The organism is Acidimicrobiales bacterium (assembly GCA_035547835.1).
Taxonomy (GTDB): Bacteria; Actinomycetota; Acidimicrobiia; order Acidimicrobiales; family Iamiaceae; genus DASZTW01.
On sequence record DASZTW010000005.1, the window covers coordinates 562,729 to 587,561 of the forward strand.

21 protein-coding genes are annotated in these 24,833 nt (G+C 70.5%); 7 read left to right on the plus strand and 14 right to left on the minus strand.

Annotated elements, in window-relative coordinates; translation table 11 throughout:
* Window positions 1-2 precede the first annotated feature (2 nt).
* Window positions 3-419 carry a hypothetical protein gene (locus tag VHA73_04910; GenBank protein HVX17352.1) on the plus strand — a complete coding sequence of 139 codons (417 nt, stop codon included), beginning with the start codon at window positions 3-5 and terminating at the stop codon, window positions 417-419.
* Here VHA73_04910 and VHA73_04915 read toward each other — a convergent pair.
* Window positions 398-1,921 carry an acyl-CoA synthetase gene (locus VHA73_04915; GenBank protein ID HVX17353.1) on the minus strand — a complete coding sequence of 508 codons (1,524 nt, stop codon included), beginning with the start codon at window positions 1,919-1,921 and terminating at the stop codon, window positions 398-400. The genes VHA73_04910 and VHA73_04915 overlap by 22 nt on opposite strands.
* Window positions 1,922-2,005: 84 nt before the next feature.
* On the opposite strand from VHA73_04915, the gene VHA73_04920 reads away from it, so the two are divergent.
* Entirely contained in the window at window positions 2,006-4,174 is a 2,169-nt protein-coding gene (locus VHA73_04920; protein ID HVX17354.1) for an acyl-CoA dehydrogenase, read from the plus strand.
* A 49-nt stretch (window positions 4,175-4,223) separates the two neighbouring features.
* On the opposite strand, the gene VHA73_04925 is transcribed toward VHA73_04920, so the two are convergent.
* Window positions 4,224-5,408, minus strand: coding sequence for a steroid 3-ketoacyl-CoA thiolase (locus VHA73_04925; protein HVX17355.1), 1,185 nt, complete (start codon window positions 5,406-5,408; stop codon window positions 4,224-4,226).
* 146 nt (window positions 5,409-5,554) lie between these two features.
* Window positions 5,555-6,367, minus strand: a complete 813-nt coding sequence (locus tag VHA73_04930; protein ID HVX17356.1) for an SDR family oxidoreductase — start codon at window positions 6,365-6,367, stop codon at window positions 5,555-5,557.
* 33 nt (window positions 6,368-6,400) lie between these two features.
* On the opposite strand from VHA73_04930, the gene VHA73_04935 reads away from it, so the two are divergent.
* Both VHA73_04935 and VHA73_04940 read left to right on the plus strand, forming a co-directional pair.
* On the plus strand, window positions 6,401-8,023 hold the full coding sequence (locus VHA73_04935) for an AMP-binding protein (protein HVX17357.1): 1,623 nt from the start codon (window positions 6,401-6,403) through the stop codon (window positions 8,021-8,023).
* Complete coding sequence (locus VHA73_04940) at window positions 8,010-9,290, plus strand: amidohydrolase family protein (GenBank protein ID HVX17358.1); 1,281 nt, start codon at window positions 8,010-8,012, stop codon at window positions 9,288-9,290. Before VHA73_04935 ends, VHA73_04940 begins: the two co-directional genes overlap by 14 nt.
* Before the next feature lie 89 nt (window positions 9,291-9,379).
* On the opposite strand, the gene VHA73_04945 is transcribed toward VHA73_04940, so the two are convergent.
* The gene (locus VHA73_04945) at window positions 9,380-10,627 is read right to left on the minus strand and encodes a hypothetical protein (protein HVX17359.1); all 1,248 of its coding nucleotides are present in this window, start codon (window positions 10,625-10,627) and stop codon (window positions 9,380-9,382) included.
* A gap of 103 nt (window positions 10,628-10,730) precedes the next feature.
* Here VHA73_04945 and VHA73_04950 point away from each other — a divergent pair, with 103 nt between their 5' ends.
* The gene (locus VHA73_04950) at window positions 10,731-11,453 is read left to right on the plus strand and encodes a GntR family transcriptional regulator (protein HVX17360.1); all 723 of its coding nucleotides are present in this window, start codon (window positions 10,731-10,733) and stop codon (window positions 11,451-11,453) included.
* Window positions 11,450-12,187, plus strand: coding sequence for a hypothetical protein (locus VHA73_04955; protein ID HVX17361.1), 738 nt, complete (start codon window positions 11,450-11,452; stop codon window positions 12,185-12,187). Before VHA73_04950 ends, VHA73_04955 begins: the two co-directional genes overlap by 4 nt.
* Window positions 12,188-12,233: 46 nt before the next feature.
* Here VHA73_04955 and VHA73_04960 read toward each other — a convergent pair whose 3' ends face one another.
* From VHA73_04960 to VHA73_05000, 9 genes are all read right to left on the minus strand, one after another.
* Entirely contained in the window at window positions 12,234-12,677 is a 444-nt protein-coding gene (locus VHA73_04960) for a Fur family transcriptional regulator (protein HVX17362.1), read from the minus strand.
* Window positions 12,670-13,545 (minus strand): ABC transporter ATP-binding protein, encoded by an 876-nt coding sequence (locus VHA73_04965; GenBank protein HVX17363.1) that lies wholly within the window; start codon window positions 13,543-13,545, stop codon window positions 12,670-12,672. Before VHA73_04965 ends, VHA73_04960 begins: the two co-directional genes overlap by 8 nt.
* Entirely contained in the window at window positions 13,538-14,467 is a 930-nt protein-coding gene (gene cbiQ / locus VHA73_04970; protein HVX17364.1) for a cobalt ECF transporter T component CbiQ, read from the minus strand. The genes VHA73_04965 and cbiQ overlap by 8 nt, the downstream gene beginning before the upstream one ends.
* Window positions 14,464-15,540, minus strand: coding sequence for a cobalt transporter CbiM (gene cbiM, locus VHA73_04975; protein ID HVX17365.1), 1,077 nt, complete (start codon window positions 15,538-15,540; stop codon window positions 14,464-14,466). Before cbiM ends, cbiQ begins: the two co-directional genes overlap by 4 nt.
* 109 nt (window positions 15,541-15,649) lie before the next feature.
* Window positions 15,650-16,942: a hypothetical protein gene (locus VHA73_04980; GenBank protein HVX17366.1), complete on the minus strand. Its 1,293-nt coding sequence runs from the start codon at window positions 16,940-16,942 to the stop codon at window positions 15,650-15,652.
* A 7-nt stretch (window positions 16,943-16,949) separates the two neighbouring features.
* Window positions 16,950-17,777, minus strand: coding sequence for an enoyl-CoA hydratase/isomerase family protein (locus VHA73_04985; GenBank protein ID HVX17367.1), 828 nt, complete (start codon window positions 17,775-17,777; stop codon window positions 16,950-16,952).
* Complete coding sequence (locus tag VHA73_04990) at window positions 17,774-18,628, minus strand: enoyl-CoA hydratase/isomerase family protein (protein HVX17368.1); 855 nt, start codon at window positions 18,626-18,628, stop codon at window positions 17,774-17,776. Before VHA73_04990 ends, VHA73_04985 begins: the two co-directional genes overlap by 4 nt.
* The gene (locus VHA73_04995; protein HVX17369.1) at window positions 18,604-19,917 is read right to left on the minus strand and encodes an acyl-CoA dehydrogenase family protein; all 1,314 of its coding nucleotides are present in this window, start codon (window positions 19,915-19,917) and stop codon (window positions 18,604-18,606) included. The genes VHA73_04990 and VHA73_04995 overlap by 25 nt, the downstream gene beginning before the upstream one ends.
* Before the next feature lie 61 nt (window positions 19,918-19,978).
* Window positions 19,979-22,216 carry an arylsulfatase gene (locus VHA73_05000; GenBank protein HVX17370.1) on the minus strand — a complete coding sequence of 746 codons (2,238 nt, stop codon included), beginning with the start codon at window positions 22,214-22,216 and terminating at the stop codon, window positions 19,979-19,981.
* A 187-nt stretch (window positions 22,217-22,403) separates the two neighbouring features.
* Between VHA73_05000 and VHA73_05005 the strand changes: the two genes are divergently transcribed.
* Complete coding sequence (locus VHA73_05005) at window positions 22,404-23,621, plus strand: CoA transferase (protein HVX17371.1); 1,218 nt, start codon at window positions 22,404-22,406, stop codon at window positions 23,619-23,621.
* 60 nt (window positions 23,622-23,681) lie between these two features.
* Here the strand turns inward: VHA73_05005 and VHA73_05010 are convergent, their stop codons facing one another.
* Window positions 23,682-24,830 (minus strand): thiolase family protein, encoded by a 1,149-nt coding sequence (locus VHA73_05010; protein ID HVX17372.1) that lies wholly within the window; start codon window positions 24,828-24,830, stop codon window positions 23,682-23,684.
* Window positions 24,831-24,833: the final 3 nt, after the last annotated feature.

Below are 24,833 nucleotides of genomic sequence, written 5' to 3' on the forward strand. Positions count from 1 at the left end.
CGATGACCGACCACACCGAGCCACTCGGCTCTGGGGCGCCCGCCGGAACGCCCGACCTTGCCAGCCTCCTCGCCGATCCGCCTGCGGGGTTGGTCGACCGCCTGACCGCGATGATCGCCAGCCACCTCGGCCCGCTGGTCGTCGACTCGGTGCGTGCCCAGCTGTCGGCCGGCGCGGCTGCAGGCGCCGCGACACCTGCGGTCCTCGAGCTCGAAGTCTCCGAAGAGCTGCTCGAGCAACTGTCGGGTGCGGTCCGCATCGAGCTCGACCGCACGATGGGCGACCTCTCCCGCGAGGTGTCGGCGCTGCGCGATCAGCTCGACCGCATCGAACAGCGCCTCGGTGGCGAGACGGCGTCGGCCGGGCCACGGGTCGTCTCCGGCCAGGCAACCTTCGGTCAGGCCGCGCCGGGCCAGTAGCGCGCTCGCAGATCGCGCTTGCGGAGTTTGCCGGTCGGCAGCCGCGGCAGTTCGCCGACGAAGTCGACCGACCGCGGGCACTTGTAGGCCGCCAACCGCTCCCGGCAATACGCGATCAACTCGGCGCCGAGCTCGTCGGAGGCGTCGTCGGGGTCCAACAGCTCCACGACAGCCTTGACCTGCTCACCCATCTCGGGGTCCGGCACCCCGATGACGGCGACGTCGGCGACAGCCGGGTGCACCGCCAGCGCGTTCTCGACTTCCTGGGGGTAGATGTTGACCCCGCCCGAGATGATCATGTGCGAGACGCGGTCGGACAGGTACAAGAAGCCGTCGGCGTCGAGCGTCCCTATGTCGCCCAGCGAGCTCCACCCTTTGTCGTTGACGGACTCGCGGGTCTTGGCCGCGTCGTGGTGGTACTCGAACGAGACGCCGCTCTCGAACCAGATCTGCCCCGGCTCGCCAACCGGCTGCTCGGTACCGTCCTCGTCGAGGATGTGGATCGGCCCGAGCAGCGACCGACCCACCGTGCCGGGGTGGGCCAACCAGTCCGCCGGGCTGGCGTAGCAGAAGCCGTTGCCTTCGCTGCCGGCGTAGTACTCGTGCACGATCGGGCCGAGCCAGTCCATCATCGCCGACTTCACCTCGACCGGGCACGGGGCCGCGGCGTGGATGACGGCTCGGAGGCTCGACACGTCGCGCGCGGTGCGCACGGTCTCGGGCAACTTGAGGAGGCGGATGAAATGAGTGGGGACGAACTGCGCGTGGGTCACGCGGTGTCGCTCGATCAGCTCGAGCACCTCCTCCGCGTCGAACTTCTCCATGACCACCACGGTGCCGCCCAATCGCTGGACGGCGATCGACCAGCCGATCGGCGCGGCGTGGTACAGCGGTGCCGGCGACAGGTACACGCTGTCGGAGCCGAACCCGAACAAGCCCTGCAGCATGAGCGTGAGACCCTGGTCGACCTCACCGAACGGCTTCTCCTGCACCGGGTGGACGATGCCTTTGGGTCGCCCCGTCGTACCGGAGCTGTAGAACATCCACGAACCGGTGACCTCACGTTCGAGCCGTTCGGCCGGACTCGCGGCAAGGGCGTTCTCATACCGGTCGAAGCCCGGCACGTCGCCGTCGGCGACGAGACGACTCGTGACGCGGTCGAGTGCCGAGCCGGCCGCCGCCACCACCCCGGCGAGCTTCGCTGATGTCACCAACGCCGTCGCGTCGCAGTCGTCGATGATGTAACCGGCCTCGTCGGCGGTGAGGTGCCAGTTGATCGGCGTGATCCGCAGACCGCTGCGGAGCGCCGCCCAGGTGACCTCGAAGCAGCGCGGGTGGTTCTCCATCATCAGCGCCACGTGGTCACCGGGCCGCAGCCCATCTGCCCACCACCGCTGCGCGAGACGGCACGACCGATCCTCGAGCTGGCCGTACGTCACCGTCTCGCCGGAACCCATCACCACCGCGATGGCGCCCTCCGGCGCGCCGAGCAGTCCTGTCACGGGGAGCGAACTTACCTGCACCTCCGCACGGGGCGCGTGCTGCGCCCGGACCAGGGAGCGCGAACCCGCCGGTACTGTGGCCCGATGTCCATCGCGATCACCGACGACCACGCCGCGCTCGCCGCATCGGTGGCGGGCTTCCTCGAACAGCACAGGTCGCGGGCAGCGGCGCGGGCCCTGCTCGACGGCGCGCCCGACGCACTTCCCGAGTTCTGGGCCGAAGCGGCCGCGCTCGGGTGGCTGGGCCTTGCCATCCCCGAAGCGCACGGCGGATCGGGGTTCGGCCTCCCCGAGGCGGTGATCGTCGCCGAGCAGCTCGGCGCGGCCATCGCGCCCGGCCCGTTCGTGCCCACCATGATCGCAGGAGCGGTCTTGTCGGCCGCCGGTTCGACGGAGCAGCGCGCCCGCCACCTGCCGGGCCTGGCAGCCGGCACGACGGTCGGCGCGGTCGCCACCGCCGGCGACGTCGAGCTCCGCGGCGCGACGGGCGCCAAGACCGCCCACGGCAACGCCGGCGTCGTGGTCAGCGGGGGCCTGGCCGACTTGCTGCTCGTGGCCGCCGGCGCCGACCTCGCGATCATCGACGCCTCGGGCGCCGGTGTCGATATCACTGTGCCGACCAACCTCGATCCCACCCGGCCCAGCGCCCGCGTGCAGCTCGACGGCGCGCGGGCCGACGTCGTGCCCGGCGGGCGACGCATCCTCATCGACCTGGCGCGCGTCCTGTTCGCCGCCGAAGCCACCGGTATCGCCCGCGCGTGCACCGATCAGGCCGCCGCGTACGCCAAGGAGCGCAAGCAGTTCGGGCGGGTGATCGCCACGTTCCAGGCGGTGAAGCACCACTGCGCCAACATGGCGGTGGCCACGGAGCTGGCGACCGCCGCGGTGTGGGACGCAGCACGCGCTGCAGCATCGGATGGCGACCAGCTCACGTACCTGGCCGCCGTCGCCGCCAGCCTCGCCGTCACGGCAGCCGAGCTCGACGCGCAGCTCAACACCCAGGTCCACGGGGGGATCGGGTTCACGTGGGAGCACGACGCGCATCTCTACCTGCGCCGCGCGTCGACGCTGATGAGCGTGGTCGACCCAGTCGTGGCCGCGACCGAGGTCACCGACCAGGCGCGGGCGGGCACCACCCGCGACGGCCACATCGAGCTCCCGCCCGAGGCCGAGCCGATCCGAGCGGAAGTGCAGAAGTTCTTGGCCGGTCTCGACGGGCTCGACGCCGACGCTCGCCGCGACGCGCTGATCGAGTCGGGCTACGCGATGCCGCACTGGCCCAAGCCGTGGGGCCGCGATGCGAGCGCCGTCGAACAGCTCGTGATCGAACAGGAGTTCACTTCCGCTGGTGTGCAACGACCGCAGCTCGGCATCACGGGCTGGGTCATCTTGACGCTCATCCAGCATGCGACGGACGACCAGGTGACGCGCTGGGTTCGCCCGGCGCTGAACCAGGAACTGATCTGGTGCCAGCTGTTCAGCGAGCCTGATGCAGGGTCCGACGCGGCGGGCATCACCACCCGCGGCACCCGGGTCGACGGCGGTTGGCTGGTCAACGGCCAAAAGGTGTGGACCAGCGGTGCGCACCAGGCCGCATTCGGCCTGGCCACCATCCGCACGAACCCCGACGTGCCGAAGCACGAGGGGATCACCACCATGGTGATCGACCTGCACGCCGAAGGGGTCGAGGTCCGGCGGCTCAAGATGCCCACCGGCGACTCCGAGTTCAACGAGGTCTTCTTCAACGACGTGTTCGTGCCCGACGACGACGTCGTGGGTCCGGTCGACGCGGGTTGGACGGTGGCCCGCGCCACGCTCGGCAACGAGAGCGTCAGCATCGGCGGAGGTCAAGGCGGCATGTCGATTCCCGGCAACCTGCTGATCGGGGCGTACGACGCGCACCCCGAGCGGATGGCCGACGGCCCGGCCCGCATCGGTCGTTACATCGCGCAGCAACAGGCGATGCAGCTCATGAACCTACGCAGCGCGCACCGTGCGGTGGCCGGCGCCGAACCGGGTCCCGAGGGCGCGATCACCAAGCTCGTGCTGTCGGAGATCGGCCACGACTCGGCGGCCATCCTCCACACACTCGCCGGTCCCGAAGGCGCGTTCCTCGACGGCGCGACCGACCTCAGCGGTCGGCTCGTCCTGTTGCACCGAGCGATGTCGATCGCCGGTGGAACGAGCGAGATCAAGCGCAACCAGATCGGCGAGAGGATCCTCGGTCTCCCGCGCGACCCGCTGATCAACTGAGGTGCGGTGAGCTGCCGGCGCCGTGCGCGCCAGCAGCACCGCCACCGCGTCAGATCCGCTGGATCAGCGTGCCCGTGCCCAGCCCGCCGCCGCAGCACATGGTGGCGAGGCCGTACTCGCCGTCGCTGCGCTCGAGCTCGTGCAGGGTCTTGGTCAACAAGATGCAGCCGGTGCCGCCGAGCGGGTGGCCGAGCGCGATCGCCCCGCCGTTGGGGTTCACCTTGCCCATGTCCGGCTTCAGGGTCCTGGCCCACGCCAGCACGACCGAGGCGAACGCCTCGTTGATCTCGAACACGTCGATGTCGTCGATCGTGAGGCCCTGGCGGTCGAGCAGGCGCTGGGTGGCGGGGATCGGACCTTCGAGCATCAGCACGGGGTCGCACCCGACCAGGCAGGTCTGCAGCACACGGGCCTTGGGCGTCAACCCCAGCTCCTTGGCCTTGTCGGCCGTGGTGACGAGCACGGCCGCCGCACCGTCGGAGATCTGCGAGCTGCTGCCCGCCGTGTGCACGCCGTCGGGGCGAGCCACCGGCTTGAGGTTGGCGAGCGCTTCCAAGCTCGTGTCGCGCAGCACTTCGTCGACGCCGAACGTGATGGTCTCGTCGAGCCGCTTGCCGTCGGCGTCGACCTGCGTGGCTTCGATCGGCAGGATCTGGCCCTCGAAACGGCCTTCGTCAACAGCCCGCCGGGCGCGGATCTGCGACTCGAGGCCGAACGCGTCGGTGTCGGCGCGGGTGATGCCGTACTTGTCGGCGATGCGCTCGGCGCCCTCGAACTGCGACGTGTACTCGTAGTGCGTGGCGTACGTGCGGTTGATCGGCTTGCCGTGACCGGCCTTGGCGCCGTCCATCGCGTTCGCACCGAGGGGCACCATGCTCATGTTCTCGACGCCGCATGCCATGGCGATGTCCTCGGCGCCCGAGCCAACCAGGTTGACGGCCAGGGCCAGCGCCTGCTGCGACGATCCGCACTGGCTGTCGACCGTCGTCGACGCGACGTTCTCGTCGAGACCCGCGCCCAACCAGGCCGTGCGGGTGATGTTGGCGGACTGCGCGCCGACCTGGTCGATGCAACCGCCGACCACTTGGCCGACCTGGCTCGAGTCGACACCGGCGCGACGCAGAACCTCAGCCTGGACCGGACCAAGCAGGTCGATCGGGTGGGTGTTCGACAGCGTGCCGTTCTTCTTGCCCACGGCCGTCCGGACGGCCTCGACGATCACGACTTCGGGCATTTGCTCCCCCTAGAAAGCGCTCTTCTCGACGGCCTGCAACCTATTCCGTCCCCCCTCCCTCTCACCATTCTGGGCACCTGACGGTGCCCCCTCGGGCGCGCTTACAGATGCCCGGAACGGGATTGGGGTCACAACGGGCTCGGGCGTCAGGTGAAGTCGGAGCCGCCGTCGACGTTGAGGTTGGCGCCGGTCATGTACGTGTTGGCGCGCGAGCCGAGGAACGCGATGACCGGCCCGATCTCCGAGGGGTCGGCGGCGCGGCGCATGTACGCCGGGTGGCCGAAATCCTCGTCGATCACCCGCATGGCGTCGTACAAGTCGTCGGGGTCGACGCCCCGCTCGGGCGGCAGGGACGCCAGATAGCCCTGCAACCCAGGCGACAGGAACGACCCGGGTGACACCGTGTTCACGAGAATGCCCTCGGGTGCGAGGCTGACCGCCAAGTTCTTGCTCACGCTGGTCAGCGCCGCTTTCGACGCGGTGTACGCGGGCAGCGACGGTGACTGCCGCTTGGTCGAGTGGGCCGACACGTTCACGATGCGGGCCCACTCGGCCGCCCGCAGCAGCGGCAGGGCAGCTCGCACGCAACGCACGGCGCTCACCGTGCCGATGTCGAACGTGGCGAGCCACTCGGCGTCGTCGAGCGCGTCGATGGACCCGATGCCCACGCCGACCGGCCCAGCTGCGTTCACCAGCACGTTGACGTGCCCCCAGCGCTGGCCCACCTCGTCGAACGCGCGCTGGACCTGGTCGGTGGACAACAAGTCGGTGGAGATGCCGGCCGCGTCGGCCGCCCCTTTCGCGTGGAGCGCTTCGACCGTGCGGTCGAGGTCGGGTTGGCTGCGTGCCAGCACGACGACCACCGCCCCGTCGGCGGCGAACACCTCGGCCGCGGCCCGTCCCATCCCCCGGCTGCCGCCGTTCACGACGACCACTGCCCCGTCGAGTCCCAGGTCCATGTGCGCCTCCTCGGAGCGAATCGTATATTGAATATGACGCCTGCCACGGAGGACCGCGCCGGAATGAGCCTCGCCGACCTGCTGTTCGCAGCTGACGTCGCCGGCGACACCGTACGGGTCCACCTCGGCGAGCAGCAGACGACGCAAAGCGAGCTCGTCGAGCTCGCGACCGGCCTCGTCGACCAGCTCGCCGCGGCAGGCGTACAGCCCGGTCAGGCGGTGGGGGTCCTGCTCCCGAACTCTGCGACCCTCATCGCGACGCTGTTCGCCGTGCTGCGCGCGGGCGCGGTGTACGTCCCGCTCAACCCGCGACTGCCGGCACCCGAGCTGGCCGAGGTCCTCGGCGCGACACGACCTGCCGCCGTGGTGACCGACCAGCCTGACCGCTTCCCTGGCCGCGTTGGCACGATCGCGCCATCGGGCGACGGGACCTGGCAGCGCAACGGGGACGCTGATCCCACCGCCGACACGCACCCAGACGGCGTGGCGCTCGTGCAGTTCACGTCGGGGACCACCGGCCGGCCGCGACCCATCGAGCTGCGCGCAGAGACGGTGGAGCGGCTCATGGCCGGCGTCGTCAAGACGGTCCGCGGGCGCCGCGACCGCGCGACCGCTACCGCGAAGGCCCCGATGCCGAACTTGTTGCCGGTGTCGCTGTCGCTGTGGGCCGGCCTGTACAACGTGTTGTTCGCGTTCGTCGTCGGCGCCCCGGTGGTGCTGATGGACGAGTTCGACACCCGGGAGTTCGCGAGGCTCGTGCACCGCTACGGGATCCGCTCGGTGATCCTCCCGCCCGCCGCGCTCACGATGCTGACCGAGGATCCGGCCGTCGACTCCCTGGCACCGCTTCGCCTGGTTCGCAGCGTGAGCGCGCCGCTGTCGCCCTTGCAGGCCCGACGGTTCCGCGACCGCTTCGGCGCCGCCGTCCTCAACGGCTACGGGCAGACCGAGCTCGGCGGCGAAGTGATCGGTTGGAGCGCCGCCGACGCCCGCGAGCACGGCGACGACAAGCTCGGCTCGATCGGCCGCCCGCACGACGGCATCGAGGTCCGCGTGTGCGACGAGGATGGCGCCGTGCGTGCCACCGACGAGCTCGGTGAGCTGTGGATCCGCACGCCCGCGACGGCCCGGGCGGTCGAGCCTGCGCTCGCCGATCGGGTCAGCCCCGACGGCTTCGTCCGCACAGGTGACCATGCCCGCGTCGACTCCGACGGGTTCGTCTGGGTCGAGGGCCGCCTCTCCGACATGATCAACCGCGGCGGTCTGAAGGTCTTCCCGGCGCAGGTCGTCGAAGTGCTCCTGCTCGACCCCGCCATCGCCGACGCGGCGGTGGTCGGCGTCCCCGACGATCGGCTGGGGGAGGTGCCCTGGGCGTTCGTCGTGGCCACCGACGACCGGCCGATCGATGCGGGTTCGGTGCAAGCGAGATGCCGGCAGCACCTGGCCGCGTACAAGGTCCCCGTGGAAGTCGTGGCCGTGCCCGCGCTCCCCCGCAACGAGCTCGGCAAAGTGCTGACCCGAGAGCTCGTGGCTCGGGCGCGAGGAGTACCCTTGGACTCGTTCGCCAAGGGGGGCAGCGCCACGCCGCGCGACGCGAAGCCCGACGGCCACGCGGCCGCCGGCACCACTCGAAAGGACTCCGATGGACGCCGATGACCTGATCCTCGTGAGCGTCGACGACCACCTGGTCGAGCCGCCACACCTGTTCGACGGGCGCCTGCCGGCCAAGTACCAGGACCAGGCACCAAAGGTCGTCCAGACCAAGGACGGCTCCGACGTGTGGACGTTCAACGGCTCCGTCATCCCCAACGTCGGGCTCAACGCGGTGGCGGGTCGCCCGAAGGAGGAGTACGGCATCGAGCCGACCGCCTTCGACGAGATGCGGCCCGGGTGCTTCGACATCCACGAGCGCATCAAGGACATGGACGCCGGCGGGATCCTCGGCTCGATGTGCTTCCCGTCGTTCCCCGGCTTCAGCGGCCGGCTGTTCGCCGCCGCCGACGACAAGGACCTCGCGTTGGCGGTGGTGCAGGCGTACAACGACTGGCACGTCGACGAGTGGTGCGGCTCCTACCCGGGGCGCTTCATCCCGATGGCGCTCCCCGTCTTGTGGGACCCCGAACTGGCCGCCGCCGAAGTGCGCCGCCTCGCCGCCAAGGGCTGCCACTCGGTCACGTTCACCGAGAACCCCGCCGCGCTCGGCTACCCGAGCTTCCACACCGACCACTGGGACCCGCTGTGGACGGCGTTGTGCGACGAGAACGTCGTGCTCTCCGTGCACTTGGGCTCGTCGGGCAGGTTGGCGGTCACCGCGCCAGATGCCCCGATGGACGTGATGATCACGCTCCAGCCGATGAACATCTGCCAAGCGGCAGCCGACTTGTTGTGGTCACGGATCCCCAAGCACTTCCCGGACATCAAGATCGCCCTGTCCGAGGGCGGCACCGGCTGGATCCCGTACTTCCTCGACCGCCTGGACCGCACGTACGACATGCACCACTTGTGGACGGGTCAGGACTTCGGCGACCGACTGCCGAGCGACGTGTTCCGCGACCACTTCCTCACCTGCTTCATCGCCGACCCGGTCGGGATCGCGCTGCGCGACATGATCGGCATCGACAACATCGCCTGGGAATGCGACTACCCGCACTCCGACTCCTCGTGGCCGCACGCCGCCGAGGAACTGGCAGCCGTTGCGGCCGACGTGTCCGACAGCGACCTCAACAAGATCACGTACGAGAACGCGTGCCGCTGGTATTCGTTCGACCCGTTCGCACACCGTGCCAAGGAAGATTGCACGGTGGCCGCGCTGCGGGCCGAAGTGCCGGACCACGACGTGTCGGAACGATCGATGGACCACGGCCGCCTCGAGCACAAGGGCCCCGGCAGCCTGGCGGAGCTGGCCGCCAAAGCCTCGGCCTGAACGGGCCGGTCAGACCCGGCCGAGCCGGGATGGTTGGCGGCCAGACGCACCCGAGGCGGTGCGGCGGTCGCAGTCGGTTCAGCCGCCGCTCACGACGCGAACTCGGCGGCGATGGCGTCGAGCGCGCCTTGCAGCGTGGTCGATCCGCCGGGGGGATCCGGCAGCCGCACCGGGCCGTGCTCCCGGCTGGGCAACAAGATCGTCGCGTGGCCCGGGGTGGTGAGCTCGCCGCGCTGGCTCACCGCCGATAGTTCCACGTCGACGGCCGGACGATCGCCGGCGGCGAGGTACTTGCGCACCACCGTGCCGCGCAGCCACTGCGCGTCGCCCACGTAGTTGAAGCGCCGGAACTCGCAGTCGAGCTTCCACAGCCAGGCGTCGTCGCCCATCCAGTCGGTGCACAGGTGGATGAGCCACGTCTCCCGCATGCGCCCGTAGTCGAACGTCGTCGGGTTGCCCGAGCGGCGGGCGAACTCCGGGTCCCAGTGCACGCGCTGCATCACGTCGGGAACGTTCTGTTCGTCGCGGTGGAAGAAGCGCGGGATCCGTTGGCGGTTCTGGTAGCCGAGTCGCAGCGGCTTCACCCCGTACAGGCCCATGCCCATGCCCACGTGCCAGCAGATCATGTCCGTGACGGTGAGCGGCCCTTTCACCATCGGGCCGAGCCCGGCGCCTTCGACCACGTCTTCCCACCACCGCGGCGCCGCGCCACGTGGGCTTTCGGCGGCGTACTGCGCTTCGAGCGCGGCGATCTCCTCGTCGGTCCACACCGCCGGCTCGATCGCGTCGTACTTCTTGCGCGCACGGGCCTTGGTCCGCTCGGTTCGCACCATCAGGCGCCGCTGGGTGGCCAGCAGCGTGCCCGCTCCGTCGCGGAACACCTGCCCGGTCCACTCGTGGATGGCTCGCTCCGCGAACTCGCTGGGCTTGTCGAGGGCAGCCACCAAGGCGTTGCGTCGCAACACCCGCCGGTCCGGTCGCAGCGGCGCCCACCATTCGCGCGCGCTCGCGGCGTAGAACGCATGGACCCCGCGCAGCGGGTCGCCCCTCATGAGGCCACGATGCTCGGCGGGGACTTCGGTGACCTCGTCTTCGCCGATCAGCGTGTCGCCGCCCACCAGCGGGGGCGGCGCGATCGGCCCTTCCCAACGAGTAGCTGCCGCGTACCCCGGGTCGCACCACAGCGGGTTGTCGTCGCCATACGCCTCCGCCACGTGGCGGAACGCGTCGGTGCCCGGCCGTGCGTAGTGCGGTGGCATCGGGTGGGGCTCGGGGATCCCGATGCGGGCCCGGAGGCGGGCGACCCCCTCGTCGGTGATCGTCCCCCCGTCGGCCATCGGCTCGATATTATATACGAATCGGCCCAAGCACAGAGGGCGAGCACCGCGCCGGGTCCGGTCTCGGCGCCCGCCGTCCCCCGACCGGCCCGGAGGTGAGCACATGCCAGCAGAGCGGCCGTCGGAGCCGACCTCGAACGGCCGGCAGCTGGCGGCCGTCGCGACGGTCCCCCGCCTCAGCAGCGGCGACCAGGCGGCGCTCTACATCCGCCGCTTGATCTTCGACGGTCACTTGCAGCCCGGCACGCGCGTGCCGCAAGACGATGTCGCCCGGGCGCTCGGGCTGAGCCGCATCCCGATACGCGAAGGCCTCATCGCCTTGGAGCGCGAGGGCTGGGTCACCATCGAGCTCCACCGCGGCGCGTTCATCAACACGCTCGACCCTGACACCGTGCGCGACCACTACGCGCTGTACGGCCTCATGTACGGGTTCGCCGGCCAACAGGCATTGCAGCGCGCCGACACCGGCAAGCTCGTCGAGACGTTGGAGCCAATCGCCCGATCCGTGCGATCCACGACCGACCCTGCTGCCTTCACGCAACAGACCGTGCAGTTCCATCGGACCGTGGTGGACGCCAGCCACTCGACCCGCGTCCGAGTCGCGATCCGCGGCTTGTCGAGCTTGATCCCGGGCGTCTTCTTCGAGCTGGTGCCGGATGCCATGCCCATCGAGCGGCGTGGTCTCCCCGCCATCACCCGCGCCTTCAAGGCCGGCGACGCGGAGCGGGTGGCCGGCGAATACCAGACGATGATGCGTCGGGTCGGCGAGAAGGTCGTCACGCTGTTCACCGGCCGAGGGCTCTTCGCGGGAGAGGGCGACGCGTGAACGACAAGGTCTACATCCACGAGTACATCGACATCATCGGGCACCACCGCGCCCGTTACATGCACCACATGACGGCCAACTTCAGCCCGATCGGCCAAGAGGAGCGCGACCAGCTCTGCTACGGCGTGTGGGGCGTGGTCGGCAGCACGGGTCGCTGGCCCGAAGTCGTCAACATCTGGGAGGAAGACGGCCTCGACGGTCTGGCGTCGTCGTTCCGCTACGAGCTCGGCCACGCGTCGCTGCAGGACCCCAAGTTGGCACGGTGGTGGGCCAGAGCCGCAGAGTTCCGATCCGGCGGGATCGACCGGCTGCTCCTCCCCGCGCCGTGGACCCGCACGATCACCGAGCTGTGCGCGGACGGCGTGCGCGGCGAGCTGTACGCCCACGACGAAGTGCACGTCGCGCCTGGTACCGCAGCCGACTACCTCGAGCGGGTCCGCGACGAAGGCGCGCCCGCGTTGGGCGCCCATGGCTGGGAGCTGGCCGGCGCATGGCAGACCGTGATGCGCCACGACGACGAGTGCTTCGTGCTGTGGGCGGTGCCCTCCTGGGAGCAGTGGGCCGAGGCCGTCAAGGCAGAGCGAGCAAGCGGGGCGACCGGCGCGTGGCATCGCCGCAACATCGAGTTGACCACGGGGTTCGCCCGCTACTTGCTGGTCGACGCGCCACTGTCGCCGTTACGGATCGGCCGGCAGCCGTCGCGCGACGACCGCACCGAGCTCTGGGACGACTGACCCCGGCACGCCGACCGACCCGCCGCGCGGCGGTGGCGCGTGCCCCTCAACGTCCGCGCGAGCGGCAGGCCGCGCACGTGCCGCTCAACGCGAAGTGGCCCGCGTCGAGGACGAAGCCGTGGTCGCGCTCCACTCGACGCGCGACGGAGTCGAGCAGCCCAGGTGGGACTTCGACGACCCGGCCGCACCGGTCGCACACCAGGTGGTGGTGGCGGTGGTCCGCGTCGGACAGGTGGTATACCGCGGCCCCCGACCCGATGTGGATGTGTTCGACGATGCCGAGCTCGGCCAACCGGTCGAGCGTGCGATAGACGGTCGACTCCTGGAACTCGGGGTCGAGGTCGCGCACGGCACCGGTGACAGCCGCCGCAGTGAGATGGTGATCATCGGAGTCGAGCAGGGCCCGCACCACGGCTTTGCGGGTGGCGGTCACCCGCCCGCCGTCGCGGCGCAGCGACGCGACGATCTCCTCGTAGCGGGCTTCATCCACGGTCGGCAATGTACCGATCTGCGACTTGTTCGCCGTGGTGCCTGCTGACGTGCTCGTGGGAGTGCCAGGTGGCGCCATGGTGGTGGGCGTGGTCGTGCACGAGGTTCACGGATCGCAGCAGGCCGGCATCGTCGAGCACCTCGCTGACGGCCGCGTCGGCCACGAGCCGATGCTCCTCGGAGAAGACCACGGCGCGCTCGGCGATGCACGGTGCCAGCTCGAGATCGTGCGTCGCGACCACGATGGTCTTGCCGGCACCGCGCAGTTCCACCAACAACTCCACCAACCACCCCTGCGTGCGCGGATCGAGCGCCGCCGTCGGCTCGTCGAAGAGCAGCACTTGCGGGTTCATCACCAGCACCGCTGCGACGGCAACGCGCTTCTTCTCGCCGCCCGACAGCTGGTAGGGGGCCCGATCGGCCAGCGCCGACATGCCGAGCAACTCGAGCATCTCGTCGACTCGATCGCCGGCCGCTTCGGGCCCGATGCCCATGTTGAGCGGGCCGAACGCCACCTCGTCACGCACGGTGGGCGAGAACACCTGGGCGTCGGAGTTCTGGAACACGAAACCCACCCGCGAACGGAAGCCTGCGTTGAAGCCCGCGTCGGCCAGTGACGCTTCGTCGACCGGCTCGCCGAAGGCCCGGTACGCGCCGCGGTCGGGGAACACGAGACCGTCGACCACCTTCAGCAGGGTCGACTTCCCCGACCCGTTGGCGCCCAGCAGCGCGACGCTCTCACCGCTGCCGACGCGGAGTGAGACGTCGTCGAGGGCAGGGAAACGGCCGAGGTAGGCGTACGACACCGCGTCGAGATCGAGCAGCGGCTCGCCGGCACCCGAGCGCTCCGAGAGCGCCACGTCAGACACCGACGATCCCGTCGAGCCAGAGCATCCCAGCAGCGACCGCGAGGCAGGCGACCGACCACCCGACGTCGACCAAGCGGACCGTGGCGCCTCGCAACGTGCGGGCGTCGCCCGACCATCCGCGCGCCACCAGCGCCTGGTGCACCTCGTCCGACAGCGCGTGCGCCCGCCCGAACAGGGCACCCGCGCTCGCGGCGACGAACGGGCGACCGCGGGCAGCGGCAGCCTCGGCGTGGACGGTGCGGGCTTTGCGGGCCATGAACATCTCGTCGACGGCGTCGAGCAGCACGAACACGTAGCGGTAGGTCATGGCGAGCACGAGCACGAAGATCCGGGGCACGGCGACGGCGCGCAGGGCGGCCAGCAGCCGAGACCACGACGTCGTCAACGTGAGCAGCACCACCAACGAGATCGACACTGCGACCCTCGCGACGATGAGCGCCGCGGCAGAGAGGCCTTGGCTGGTGACGCCGACCGGATGTCCGAACCACGAGCCCCACGACCAGATGACGTGACCGTGCGTCACGACGTTGAGCGTGGCCGGGAGCACGACGACTCCGGTGAACACGGGCACGGACAGCCACACCCGCTTCACGAAGAAGCGGACCGGGATGGCGGACATCGCGGCGAGGGCGAGCGTGAGGACGTACAAGGCGGCGAGACCAGTGAGGTGGTGCACGAACGCAGCCGCGACGAGCAGTCCGAGCAGCGACACGAGCTTGACCCTGGCGTCGAGCCGCTGGAGCAGGCCCGGCGCGCTGGCGACGTCGTCGGCGCGCAACGCCTGGCGGACCACGCCCGCGCCGCCCGCGAGGGTCTTGTCGACGAACCCGTGCTTGGTGCGCACACCGGTGCAACCGCACGGGCACAGACCCATCTCGGGCGCGAGCAGCCAATCGGGTGTGCGAGTCGACCCCGCGCTCACGCAACGCTCCCCGGCCGCCGTCGCCGCCAGGCGCGCCACAGGAGCCACAGGCTGCACACGACGATCGCGATCGCTGCGAGCCCGACAGCGGCGGACACGAGGTACGCGAGCGCGGGGTGGCGGTCGTTGCGGAAGCTGTAGCCGTCGAAGATCGCGTGGTGGAAGAAACCGGCGTAGTGGCGCAAGCCGTCCGGCACCGCCGTGAGCCCGTACTGGTGAACGGCGAGGTCGTGCGGAGCGACCTCGCCGAACGCGGAGCCTGGGGCGATGAGGCCGAGCGGGGTGAGCAGCGCCATTCCGCCGAGACCGATCCATGCCCAACGCCATCCATGGCTCGCCGGCGCCCGCTCCACCTCGCCGTCGTCGCCAACCGCGGCGTCGTCGTCGGGCACCGCGGCGTGGTTGACGCGCAGCATCGGGACGTTGGCCCGCTGGAGGTACGCGATCACTCCGGCGGTGAGCGCGGCGTCGACGGCACCAGCGATGAGGAGGTGGGCGAGCATCATCGCCGGGATCGCTTGCGACAAGTGGAACGGCGCGTACAACGGCGTGCCATCGGCGCGGTGGAACAAGTCGGGCTGGATGCCGAACTCGATCGCTGCGCACAGCGCCGCGGCGTTCAGGCCGATGTAGGCACCGGCGCCCGCGGCCACGGCTCGCGACGGTGAGGTGAGCGACGCCCGGCGGGCCCCGAGGCGGTACACGCCGTAACCCACGAACGGCATGACGACGGCCATGTTGCAGCAGTTGACGCCATACGCCAGCACCCCTCCGTCGCCGAAGAACAACGCCTGGATCGCCAACGCGATGCTCACCGCGATCACCGCAGCCCACGGGCCCAACAAGCACGCGACCAGAACGGCACCGACGGCGTGGGCGGTCGTGCCGTCGGGGATCGGCACGTTGAACATCATCACCAAGAAGCAGTACGCCGCGCCGATCGCGAGCAGCGGGACGTGGCGGCTGGTGACGACCTTTTCGGCCCGCCGGGCCGCCACGGTCCACACCGGCACGGTCGCGCCGAACCCGACCGCGCACGTCTGGGGGCTCAGGTAGCCATCTGGGATGTGCACGAGCCGACCCCTGTCTGCCGAACCCGTCTCACGATGGCGGCCAGCAACTGCGCATCCTATTCAATTGCCAGTCAGTCGCAATAGGAGCAGGCGGAGTCGGACCCGGAGCTCAGGTCCAGGCGATGATGCGACCGGCCGCGGCCGCGAACTCGTCGAGCGGCGCCGGATCGATGGCGACCGACGCCACACCGACCCGCTGGCCGCGCGCGAGTTCTTCCGCACGGGCCCGATGCGCCGGTTGATCCAAGCGTTCACCCTCAGCCGACCAGGCCTCGACCGCAACGGGCACGCCGAGTCGGCGGGCCGCGTCGAGCACGGCTGCGACCTCGTCCGACGGAGGCCCGTCGACCACCGCGAGTGCGGCCCGGTTCGGTTCGTGCAACCGCGCCACCAGGACACAGGCCGCGGCGAACCCCTCGGACGATCCGTCGGCGGGCACGAGCACGCTCCCCAGCTCGGTCGTGCCGAAGGTCCGAGCCACCCAGAACCCCGCGATCCCGGGGTCGGCCGCGACCAGGCCGCCCGGCCCGAGCGCATCGTGGAGGTCGAGCGTTGCCCGCGCAGGGTGCAGCGGTGACCCGCTGCGGGCCCAGCCCGCCTGCGTGACGGACGCCAGGCGGTCGCGCAGCGGTGGCACCGCGAGCGGCCGCCACGGCCGGCCGACCTGTTCGGCCATCGGCGCCAACGAGCGCGGGTCGAGCTCGACTGCGGGGGCCAACCGCCACCGCTCATCGGGTGACTCGAGGGGATCGAGGCCCGACGCGACGATCAAGTCGGTGTCGGCGAGGCCTGCCAACTCGAAGTCCCGCGCTTGCAGGCCGATCGTCGCCCAGTGGTGGCGGCTCTGCCAGTGCAGGACGCCCTTGGCGCCCCACGTGTTCAACGTGCCAGCGCTGAGCGCGACGGCCAGCGCATGGAAGCCCGACACCATCCCGGCCTGCACCACGCCCGGACCGACGAGCACCACCGGGGCGACCGCCTGCGCGATGCGCGCCACCACGTCGGCCTCCGGCGGTTGCCAGCGCTCCGGGCCCGGCGCGGCGGGCGGCCAGACGTCGTCGGTGGGGCTGGTCGGATCGAACGTCGCGTCGAGATCGACACCCCGCGCGAGCTCCGGAAGGGCATCGACGAGCTCGGTCGGCGCTGCGGCGAGCAGCGGGCGGGCACCGCCCGGGCCATCGTGGTCGGCCGGCGCACCACTCCCCCCTGCGACCCGGAACCGGCCGTCGCCTTCGTGTACGAGCGCGGACCGGTTGCGGACCCGACGGTGCGCCGCCGCCAGCGTCGGTGCGACCGCAGGCGGCACCTCGACCACGTCGAGCCCGGGCCACGGCTCGCCGTACACCACGTCTCCTCCCGCGGCGCGCCACACCCGGCCGAGGAGCTGGCCGGCGGTGATCACGCTCGGGTCACCCCTCGGCGCCCTGGGCAGGAGCCGGCGTCTGCCACCGGGCGGGGCGCCGCTCGGCGAAGGCCTGCGGACCCTCGGTCTGGTCAGGGTGACCCCACATCCCGACCAGCTCCTTCGCCCCCTCTCGGCACGCCTCGCTCAACCCGTGTTCGAGCGAGCCCCACAGCGCCCGCTTGGTGGCGGCCATCGCGGCCGGCGAGTTGCGGGCGATCGTCTCGCCCAGGGTTTGTGCCGCGTCGCGCAACGCGCCGGGCGGGTCGACCACTTGGCTCACCATCCCGAGCTCGTACGCCCGCTGGGCCGACATCCGCTCGTGCGCACCCACCAGCGCCATGCGCATGACGGCCTCGGCCGGCATCTTCTTCATCAACCCGATGGCTTCCAGCGCCACGACTTGCCCCACCGACACATGCGGGTCGAAGAACTGCGCATCGGACGCCGCGATCACGATGTCGGCATCGGCGATCCAGTGAAAGGCACCGCCGGCGCAGATTCCGTTCACCGCGGTGATGACCGGCTTCGACACGTGCTGGTGCCAAGCCGTGAAGTGGAGGTCGTCGTCCACGACGGACTGGCGGTACCGCTCCATGCCTTGACCGTCGGTGGCGAGCTCGGTCACGTCGACGCCGGTCTGGAAGGCGCGACCTTCGCCGGTGTGGACGATCACGCGCACGTCGGGATCGCGGTCGAGCTCGAGCCAGGCCACCGCGAACTCGTCGCGCATGTGCGACGACATCGCGTTGAGCCGCTCGGGCCGGTTGTTGATCAACCAACCCACCGGGCCGTGGCGCTCCACGATCAGCGTGTCGAACGTCGAGAACGTCATGGCTGCGGTTGCTCCTCGTTCGCAGGATGTGGGCTGACCGCGAGCCACACCGGCGCTCGCTTCTCCGCGAACGCGAGCGGTCCTTCGGTCTGGTCGGGGTGGCCCCACATCCCCACCAGTTCCTTGGCGCCGGCGCGGCACGCCTCGCGCAGGCCTGCCTCCAACGCGCCCCACAAGGCCCGTTTCGTGGCGGCCATCGCGGCGGGCGAGTTGCGGGCGATCTTGGCGGCCAGGGCACGGGCCTCGTCGCGCAACCGCTCGGGCGGGTCGACCACTTGGCTGACCATGCCGAGCTCGTACGCCCGCTGGGCCGACGTCCGCTCGTGCGCACCCACCAGCGCCATGCGAGTCACGGCCTCGCCCGACATCTTCTTCATCAGCCCGATGGCCTCGTACGCAGTGACTTGCCCGACCGACACGTGCGGGTCGAGGAACGTCGCGTCCGACGCGGCGATCACGATGTCGGCGTCGGCCACGAAGTGCAGCCCGCCACCCGCACACGTGCCGTTGACCGCCGCGATGACCGGCTTCCAGACCTGGTTGTGCCACGCCGTGATGCGAAGCTCCGCACGCTTGGTGCGCCGTGACTGCTCGCGCAGCGCCTCCGGGTCGCCGCTGAGCTGACGAAGGTCGAGCCCCGTCTGGAACGACCGACCTTCACCGGTGTTCACGATCACACGCACGTCGGGATCGGCGTCGAGCTCCCGCCACGCCCGTTCCAGCTCGGCCAACATCGCGGCGTCCATGGCGTTGGCCGCGTCGGGTCGGTCGAAGACGAGCCAACCGATCGGCCCTTCCCGCTCGACGCGGAGGGTCTCGTACGCCATCAGCTTCTCGGCACCTCCCGCCACGGCGCGTCACGGTACGGGTCGACGTCGCGCGGCAACCCGAGCACGCGCTCGGCGACGATGTTCTTGTTCACCTCGCTGGTGCCCCCTTCGATGGTGTTGGCGCGGCTCCGCAACATGCCCTTCACCTCACGGGGCAACGTCGCTGCCCAGTCCGCATCCGCGCGGGCCTCCCATGCGGTCGATGCGATGCCGAGCAGGTCAGCAGCCAGCTCCTGCATCCGCTGGTTGAGGTCGCCTTGGTGGACCTTGCCCACCGACGTCTCAGGCCCCGGCGACCGCCCCGCTCTCAACGTGGCCCGCACGCGCTGGTTGGTCCAGCTCCGGATCTGCTCCTCCCCGTACACGCGCACGATGGCCTGACGAGCGACTGGGGCGTCGGCCGACCACCGCCCGTCGCGGTCAGCGACCCGGGCCAACTCGAGCAAGTGACCGGCGCCAGAACCCCCGATGCGGTCGACACCCCCCGACCCCGACCCGGACACCATCTGACGTTCCCCCGAGAGCGTGGCGCTGGCGACGACCCAGCCGGCGCCGACCTCACCCACCCGGCAGTCGTCGGGGATCCGCACCTCCGTGAGGAACACCTCGTTGAAGTCGGCTTCGCCGCCCATGTGGCGCAACGGCCGGACCTCGACGCCGGGCGAGTGCAGGTCGAGCAGGAAGTACGTGATGCCCTTGCGCTTGGGCGCGCCGGGATCAGTGCGCGCCAACAGCACTGCACGGTCCGCGAGGTGTGCCCACGTGGTCCACACCTTCTGGCCGCTCACCACCCAGGTGTCGCCGTCGCGCTCGGCACGGGTCGCGAGCGACGCGAGGTCGGAGCCAGCACCGGGCTCGCTGAACAGCTGGCACCACATCTCCTCGTTGCGCACGATCGGCGGCAAGTACCGCAGCCGTTGCTCTTCGGTGCCGTGGGCGAACAGCGCCGGGGCCGCCAAGTTGAGGCCGAGCGGGTTGAGGCGCCCGAGGTTGAACAGCTGGAGCTCGGCCTCCACCACCCGCGCGGCGGACGGCTCCAGATCGAGTCCGCCGTATGCCACCGGCCAAGTCGGGGCCACCAGCCCCGACGCCCCGAACACCGGGTACCACTGCTCGTACGCCTCGCGGGTGCGAATCGCTCGGATGGCGGAACGCCCGCCGCGCGCGGCCGCTTCCCGCCACGGCAACGGCACGTTGGCGTCGATCCAGCGGCGCACGGCCTCGATCGCTTCATCGGCCGATGACCCCGGCGGCATCGCCAAGGCGCGGTTGGCAACCGGCTCCCCCATCGCCCGGTTTGCATATTGCATATGATCCAGCCTACGACTCGGCCCAACTGAGGTCCCAGCCACCGCTCACCCCGAGCGCGGGTCAGTCGCTGTGCAGGCTGGTGCGCAGCAGCTCGCCGAGGTGGTCAGCGTCGGGTTTGCCGGCGTGGATGGTCACCCGATGCAGCGCACCGGTCCACCGAGCAGGCACGTCGTAGTCGGGCGTGACGGGAAGACCCTCGTCGTGACCCAACCGGAGCTGCGTCCCACCGTGCTGCCACGCGAACGGCAAGACGACATCGACCTCCACCTCCGTCAGGTGCCCCGGCACGCCCACCCCGATGACGCTGCCGTCGCCGGCGCGTCGCAGGGTGGCCACCACCGTCTGGTCTCCCGAGCCCAGCCGTTCGGCCGCCTCGACGCGCACGCCGACGCCGCCGACGTTGAGGTCGAATCGGGCGACGCCGCCGTGTACCCACAGCGCGTAGCCCGCGTTCCAGTCGCCGAGCGCGCACAGCACGCCCTCGGGTGCGGGCGCATCCGGTCCCTGCCCGTCCACCGTCACTTCGGCAACGATGGTGCCGCCCCCAGCGAGGAAGGGCACCGACTCGTCGTTCACCGGGCCTCCGGCCGGCACGAACGTGGCCGGGTTCGGTGGTGGGTGGGGCATCGGCAACATCGCGTCGAGCCGCGCCACGAGCCCGTCGGCCAGCGGGAACACCTGGTTGCGGCCGGCTTCCATCATCCACGTCTGTTCGAGCCGCGCCACCACGTCAGGATGCTCCCCGCTCACGTCGTCGGCCTCGGAGAAATCCGCGTCGAGATCGAACAGCGCCCACTGGTCGGTGGCGAAGTCACGGCTGCCTTCCAGCAGGCGCTCCTCGTCAATGACCCCGGTCGACACGTGGTCGGTCGTTGCCTTCCAACGGCCGTCGATCAGCGCTCGCGACCCCAGCATCTCGAAGTACTGCGTGCGGGGTGGGTCGATGGCACCGTCAGCGAAGCTCGGCATCAGCGACCGCCCGTCCACCCTCTGCTGCACGACACCGTCGACGGCCGCGGGCCAGTCGACGCCGCACGCGTCGAGCAGCGTCGGCGCCACGTCGACCACGTGGGCCATCGTGGAGCGCACCGCGCCCCGGTCGGCAATGCCAGCCGGCCAGTGCACGATCAGTGGGGTGCGGGTGCCGCCGAGCCACGTGTAGCGCTTCCACAGCCGGAACGGGGTGTTGCCGGCCCAAGCCCAGCCCCACGCGTAGTGCGGGTACCCGCGCACGCCGCCCCAATCGTCGACATGCTCGAGGTTGCCCGCCACGGACTCCGCGAGGCCGCCCGAGAAGCGATGCTCGTTGTAGGTGCCGAGCTGGCCTCCTTCCGCGCTCGCGCCGTTGTCGGAGAACGCCACGACGATGGTGTCGTCGAGGATGCCGGACGACGCGAGCGCGTCGAGCAAGCGACCGATCTGCGCGTCGGTGTGCATGAGGAAGCCGGCGTACGTCTCTTGCATGCGGGCGAAGAGGCGACGTGCGTCCGCGTCGAGGTCGTCCCACGCCGGAACCCACGAGGGGCGCGGCGTGAGCGTGGTGCCCTCGGGCACCACGCCGAGCTCGAGCTGACGGGCGAACGTGCGCTCCCGCCAGCGGTCCCATCCGTCGTCGTACGCGCCCCGGTACGGCTCGATCCACTCCGGCGCCACATGGTGCGGCGCGTGCATCGCGCCGGTCGCGAAGTACAAGAAGAACGGCTTGCCGGGCGCGGCCTGCTGCTGGGCGATCACGCGCTCGATGGCTTGATCTGCCAGGTCCTCGGTGAGGTGGTACCCCTCGTCGGGGGTGGCGGGCGGCGAGACGTAGTGGTTGTCGGCCACCAGGTTCGGCACCCACTGGTTGGTGTCGCCTTGGAGGAAGCCGTAGTACCGCTCGAAGCCGAAGCCGAGTGGCCACGAGTCGAACGGTCCCGCCACCGACCGGTGACCGCGCGGGGTCAGGTGCCACTTGCCGACCGCCAACGTCGAATAGCCGGCGTCGCGCAGCACCCGCGGGATCGGCGCGGCCGAGCGCGGGAGCTGCGAGGTGTAGCCGGGGCGGCTGAGCGGCATGTCGCACAAGAAGCCCATCCCGACTGCGTGGTGGTTGCGGCCCGTGAGCAACGCGGCCCGCGTGGGCGAGCACAGCGCGGTCACGTGGAAGCGGTTGTACCGCAGGCCCCCCGCTGCCAGGCGGTCGAACGAGGGCGTCGCGATGTCGGCCCCGAAGCACCCGAGCTGGGCGAAGCCGAGGTCGTCGAGCACGATCACCACGACGTTGGGCCGGCGGGCGCGGCGCCCCGGCGATTCGGTCATTGCGTCCTCCGTGAGAGCTGGCCGCGGTTCTACCACCCCCCACCCCCACCGTTCTGGGCTGCCATTTACGCGCTGGGACGCGTAGAAAGCAGCCCAGAACGGGAGCTAACACCTGCGTCAGGTGACGGGGTTCGGTCGTGGTACAACTGACGCCGCTGTCACCCACGCGCGTCGATCAGGGGGACCGATGACCGCAGTCATGGAAGGCGTCCGCATCCTCGAAGTCGCGGAGCACACGTTCGTACCGGCCGCGTCGGCGTTGCTCGCCGACTGGGGTGCCGAGGTCATCAAGATCGAGCACGTGGAACGAGGCGACGCGATGCGCGGCCTCGCGTCGAGCGGCCTGGCGATCTTCGGCGGCGGCGTGCACGTGCTGCTCGAGCACTCGAACCGGGGCAAGCAGAGCCTCGGTCTCGACCTCACCACTCCGCAGGGCCTCGACATCTTGTACAAGCTGGCCGCTACCAGCGACGTCTTCCTCACCAACAAGTTGCCGCAAGTGCGCACCAAGTTGAAGATCGACGTCGACGACATCCGGGCCCACAACTCCGAGATCATCTACGCCCGCGGCACGGGCCAGGGTGAGCGGGGGCCCGACGCACAGCACGGTTCCTACGACTCGCTCGGATACTGGGCACGCTCGGGCGTGGCCATGGGCGTGAAGCGACCCGACTACGACTACGTGCCGGCACCACCCGCGCCGGCCTTCGGCGACTCGATCGGTGCCATGACCATCGCGGGCGGGATCATGGGCGCGCTGTACCACCGCGAGCGCACGGGCAAGGGCACGGTGGTCGACGTGTCGCTGCTCGGGGTCGGCATGTGGTCGATGGGCGCCGCGCTCGCGCTGTCGCTGCAGCTCCAGCGGGGCTGGACCGCGCCACCGGCCGGCGGTTTCAGCGGCAACCCGCTCACCAACACGTACCAGACCAGAGACGGCCGCTTCATCGCCATGACCTGCCTGCAGCCCACCAGGTACTGGGCTGAGGCGTGCGAGGTGCTCGGGATCCCCGAGCTGGCCACCGACGAGCGGTTCGCCGCCACGGGCGGCACCGGCGAGCACGCCCAGGCAGCATCCGAAGCCGTGCGCGATGCCTTCTTGACCCGCACCGGCGAGGAGTGGCTCGAGGCGCTCGCGTCGTTCAGCGGCCAGTGGGCGCTGGTGCAGGACTCGCTCGAGGTGACCACTGACCCGCAAGCGGTCGCCAACGGCTACGTGCAGGAGTGCCACACCAAAGAAGGGGTGGCGTTCGGTCTGGCGGCCGCGCCGGTGCAGTACGACGAACACCCCGCACAGCCCAAGCGCGCGCCGGAGTTCAACGAACACGGCGACGCGTTGCTCGAGTCGATCGGCCTCGACATGGACCAGATCCTCGAGTTGAAAGTGCAGGGTGTCGTCGCCTGACGCGCCCGGCTGTCGCGAGACTTCCGGCTGCCTTGGCGGTCGGCGGTCGCGCCCGAAGCCTCAGGTCGTGACGATCGAGACGCCGGCGGTCCCGGGCGCCCCGTAGAGCTGCGCGTAGCCCACTCGTGGGCTGCCCGGCACTTGGCGGTCCCCCGCCTCGCCGCGCAGCTGCAACACCAACTCGTGGATCTGACGCAGACCCGACGCGCCGATCGGCTCGCCGTTCGCGATCAGGCCGCCGTCGGTGTTCACGGGCAATGCACCGCCGATCTCGAACGCGCCGTCGGCGACGAGCTGCTCTTGTGCGCCGTCCTCGCAGAACCCGTTCTCGGCCAAGTGGATGACCTCCGCGCCGGCGTCGGTGTCCTGCAGCTGCACGACGTCGACGTCGTCGGGGCCGAGGGCGGCTTCCTCGTAAGCCGCTTTGGACGCGTACACCGTGGGGGCATCGTCCTGGTCGACCGCCGCCCACGAGCTGTGGACCTCGAACGCGCCGTACCGCCGGGTGCGCAGCGCAGTGGCCCGCAAGAAGATCGGCGTGCGCGAGGTGTACTGCTCGACCAGGTCGGCGCGGCACAGCACCGCGGCGGCAGCCCCTTCGTTCGGTGCGCAGAACATGTACTGCGTCAGCGGGTAGTTGAGCATCCGTGACGACAAGATCTCGTCCGCTGCGATGGGCTTGCGACGGAAGGCGTTCGGGTTGAGCTCGCCGTTGCGGTACGCCTTGGCCGCCACTTGCGCCAGGGTCTCGTGCGAGATGCCGTAGTCGTGCATGTAACGGTTGATCTTCATCCCGAAGAACTTGGTGGTCAGGAAGTGGCCAACGTCGCCGTACCACGGCGGCGCGCCGTAGTGGACGGGATCCGCGGTGAAGGCGCCCGCGTCGTGCTTGTCCATCCCGACCGCCATGCCGATCTCGTAGTTGCCCGAGCGGATGCCGTCGGCCGTGAGCTGGAGCGCGGTGGCCGCCGTGGCGCAGCCGTTGTAGACGTCCATGAACGGGATGCCCGTGCAGCCGAGCAGGCCGACGACGGCGTCGGGGTTGTCGACCTCGCGGCTGCCACCGAACGCGAACTGGACCTGTGGCCACGTCACCCCCGCGTCGGTCAACGCGGCGCGGGCCGCCTCGGCGCCCATGTCGATGGCGGACTTGTCGCCGAAGCGACCGAACGGATGGATGCCGACTCCGATGATGGCGACGTCGTACATGGC

Excerpts from the sequence above, each read along its gene's own strand:
- VHA73_05005 (HVX17371.1), top strand. The coding sequence starts at position 22,404 with ATGACCGCAGTCATGGAAGGCGTCCGCATCCTCGAAGTCGCGGAGCAC.
- VHA73_04935 (HVX17357.1), top strand. The coding sequence starts at position 6,401 with ATGACGCCTGCCACGGAGGACCGCGCCGGAATGAGCCTCGCCGACCTG.
- VHA73_04995 (HVX17369.1), bottom strand. The coding sequence starts at position 19,917 with ATGCAATATGCAAACCGGGCGATGGGGGAGCCGGTTGCCAACCGCGCC.
- VHA73_04950 (HVX17360.1), top strand. The coding sequence starts at position 10,731 with ATGCCAGCAGAGCGGCCGTCGGAGCCGACCTCGAACGGCCGGCAGCTG.
- VHA73_04940 (HVX17358.1), top strand. The coding sequence starts at position 8,010 with ATGGACGCCGATGACCTGATCCTCGTGAGCGTCGACGACCACCTGGTC.
- VHA73_05000 (HVX17370.1), bottom strand. The coding sequence starts at position 22,216 with ATGACCGAATCGCCGGGGCGCCGCGCCCGCCGGCCCAACGTCGTGGTG.
- VHA73_04985 (HVX17367.1), bottom strand. The coding sequence starts at position 17,777 with ATGACGTTCTCGACGTTCGACACGCTGATCGTGGAGCGCCACGGCCCG.
- VHA73_04945 (HVX17359.1), bottom strand. The coding sequence starts at position 10,627 with ATGGCCGACGGGGGGACGATCACCGACGAGGGGGTCGCCCGCCTCCGG.
- VHA73_05010 (HVX17372.1), bottom strand. The coding sequence starts at position 24,830 with ATGTACGACGTCGCCATCATCGGAGTCGGCATCCATCCGTTCGGTCGC.
- VHA73_04910 (HVX17352.1), top strand. The coding sequence starts at position 3 with ATGACCGACCACACCGAGCCACTCGGCTCTGGGGCGCCCGCCGGAACG.
- VHA73_04920 (HVX17354.1), top strand. The coding sequence starts at position 2,006 with ATGTCCATCGCGATCACCGACGACCACGCCGCGCTCGCCGCATCGGTG.
- VHA73_04925 (HVX17355.1), bottom strand. The coding sequence starts at position 5,408 with ATGCCCGAAGTCGTGATCGTCGAGGCCGTCCGGACGGCCGTGGGCAAG.
- VHA73_04930 (HVX17356.1), bottom strand. The coding sequence starts at position 6,367 with ATGGACCTGGGACTCGACGGGGCAGTGGTCGTCGTGAACGGCGGCAGC.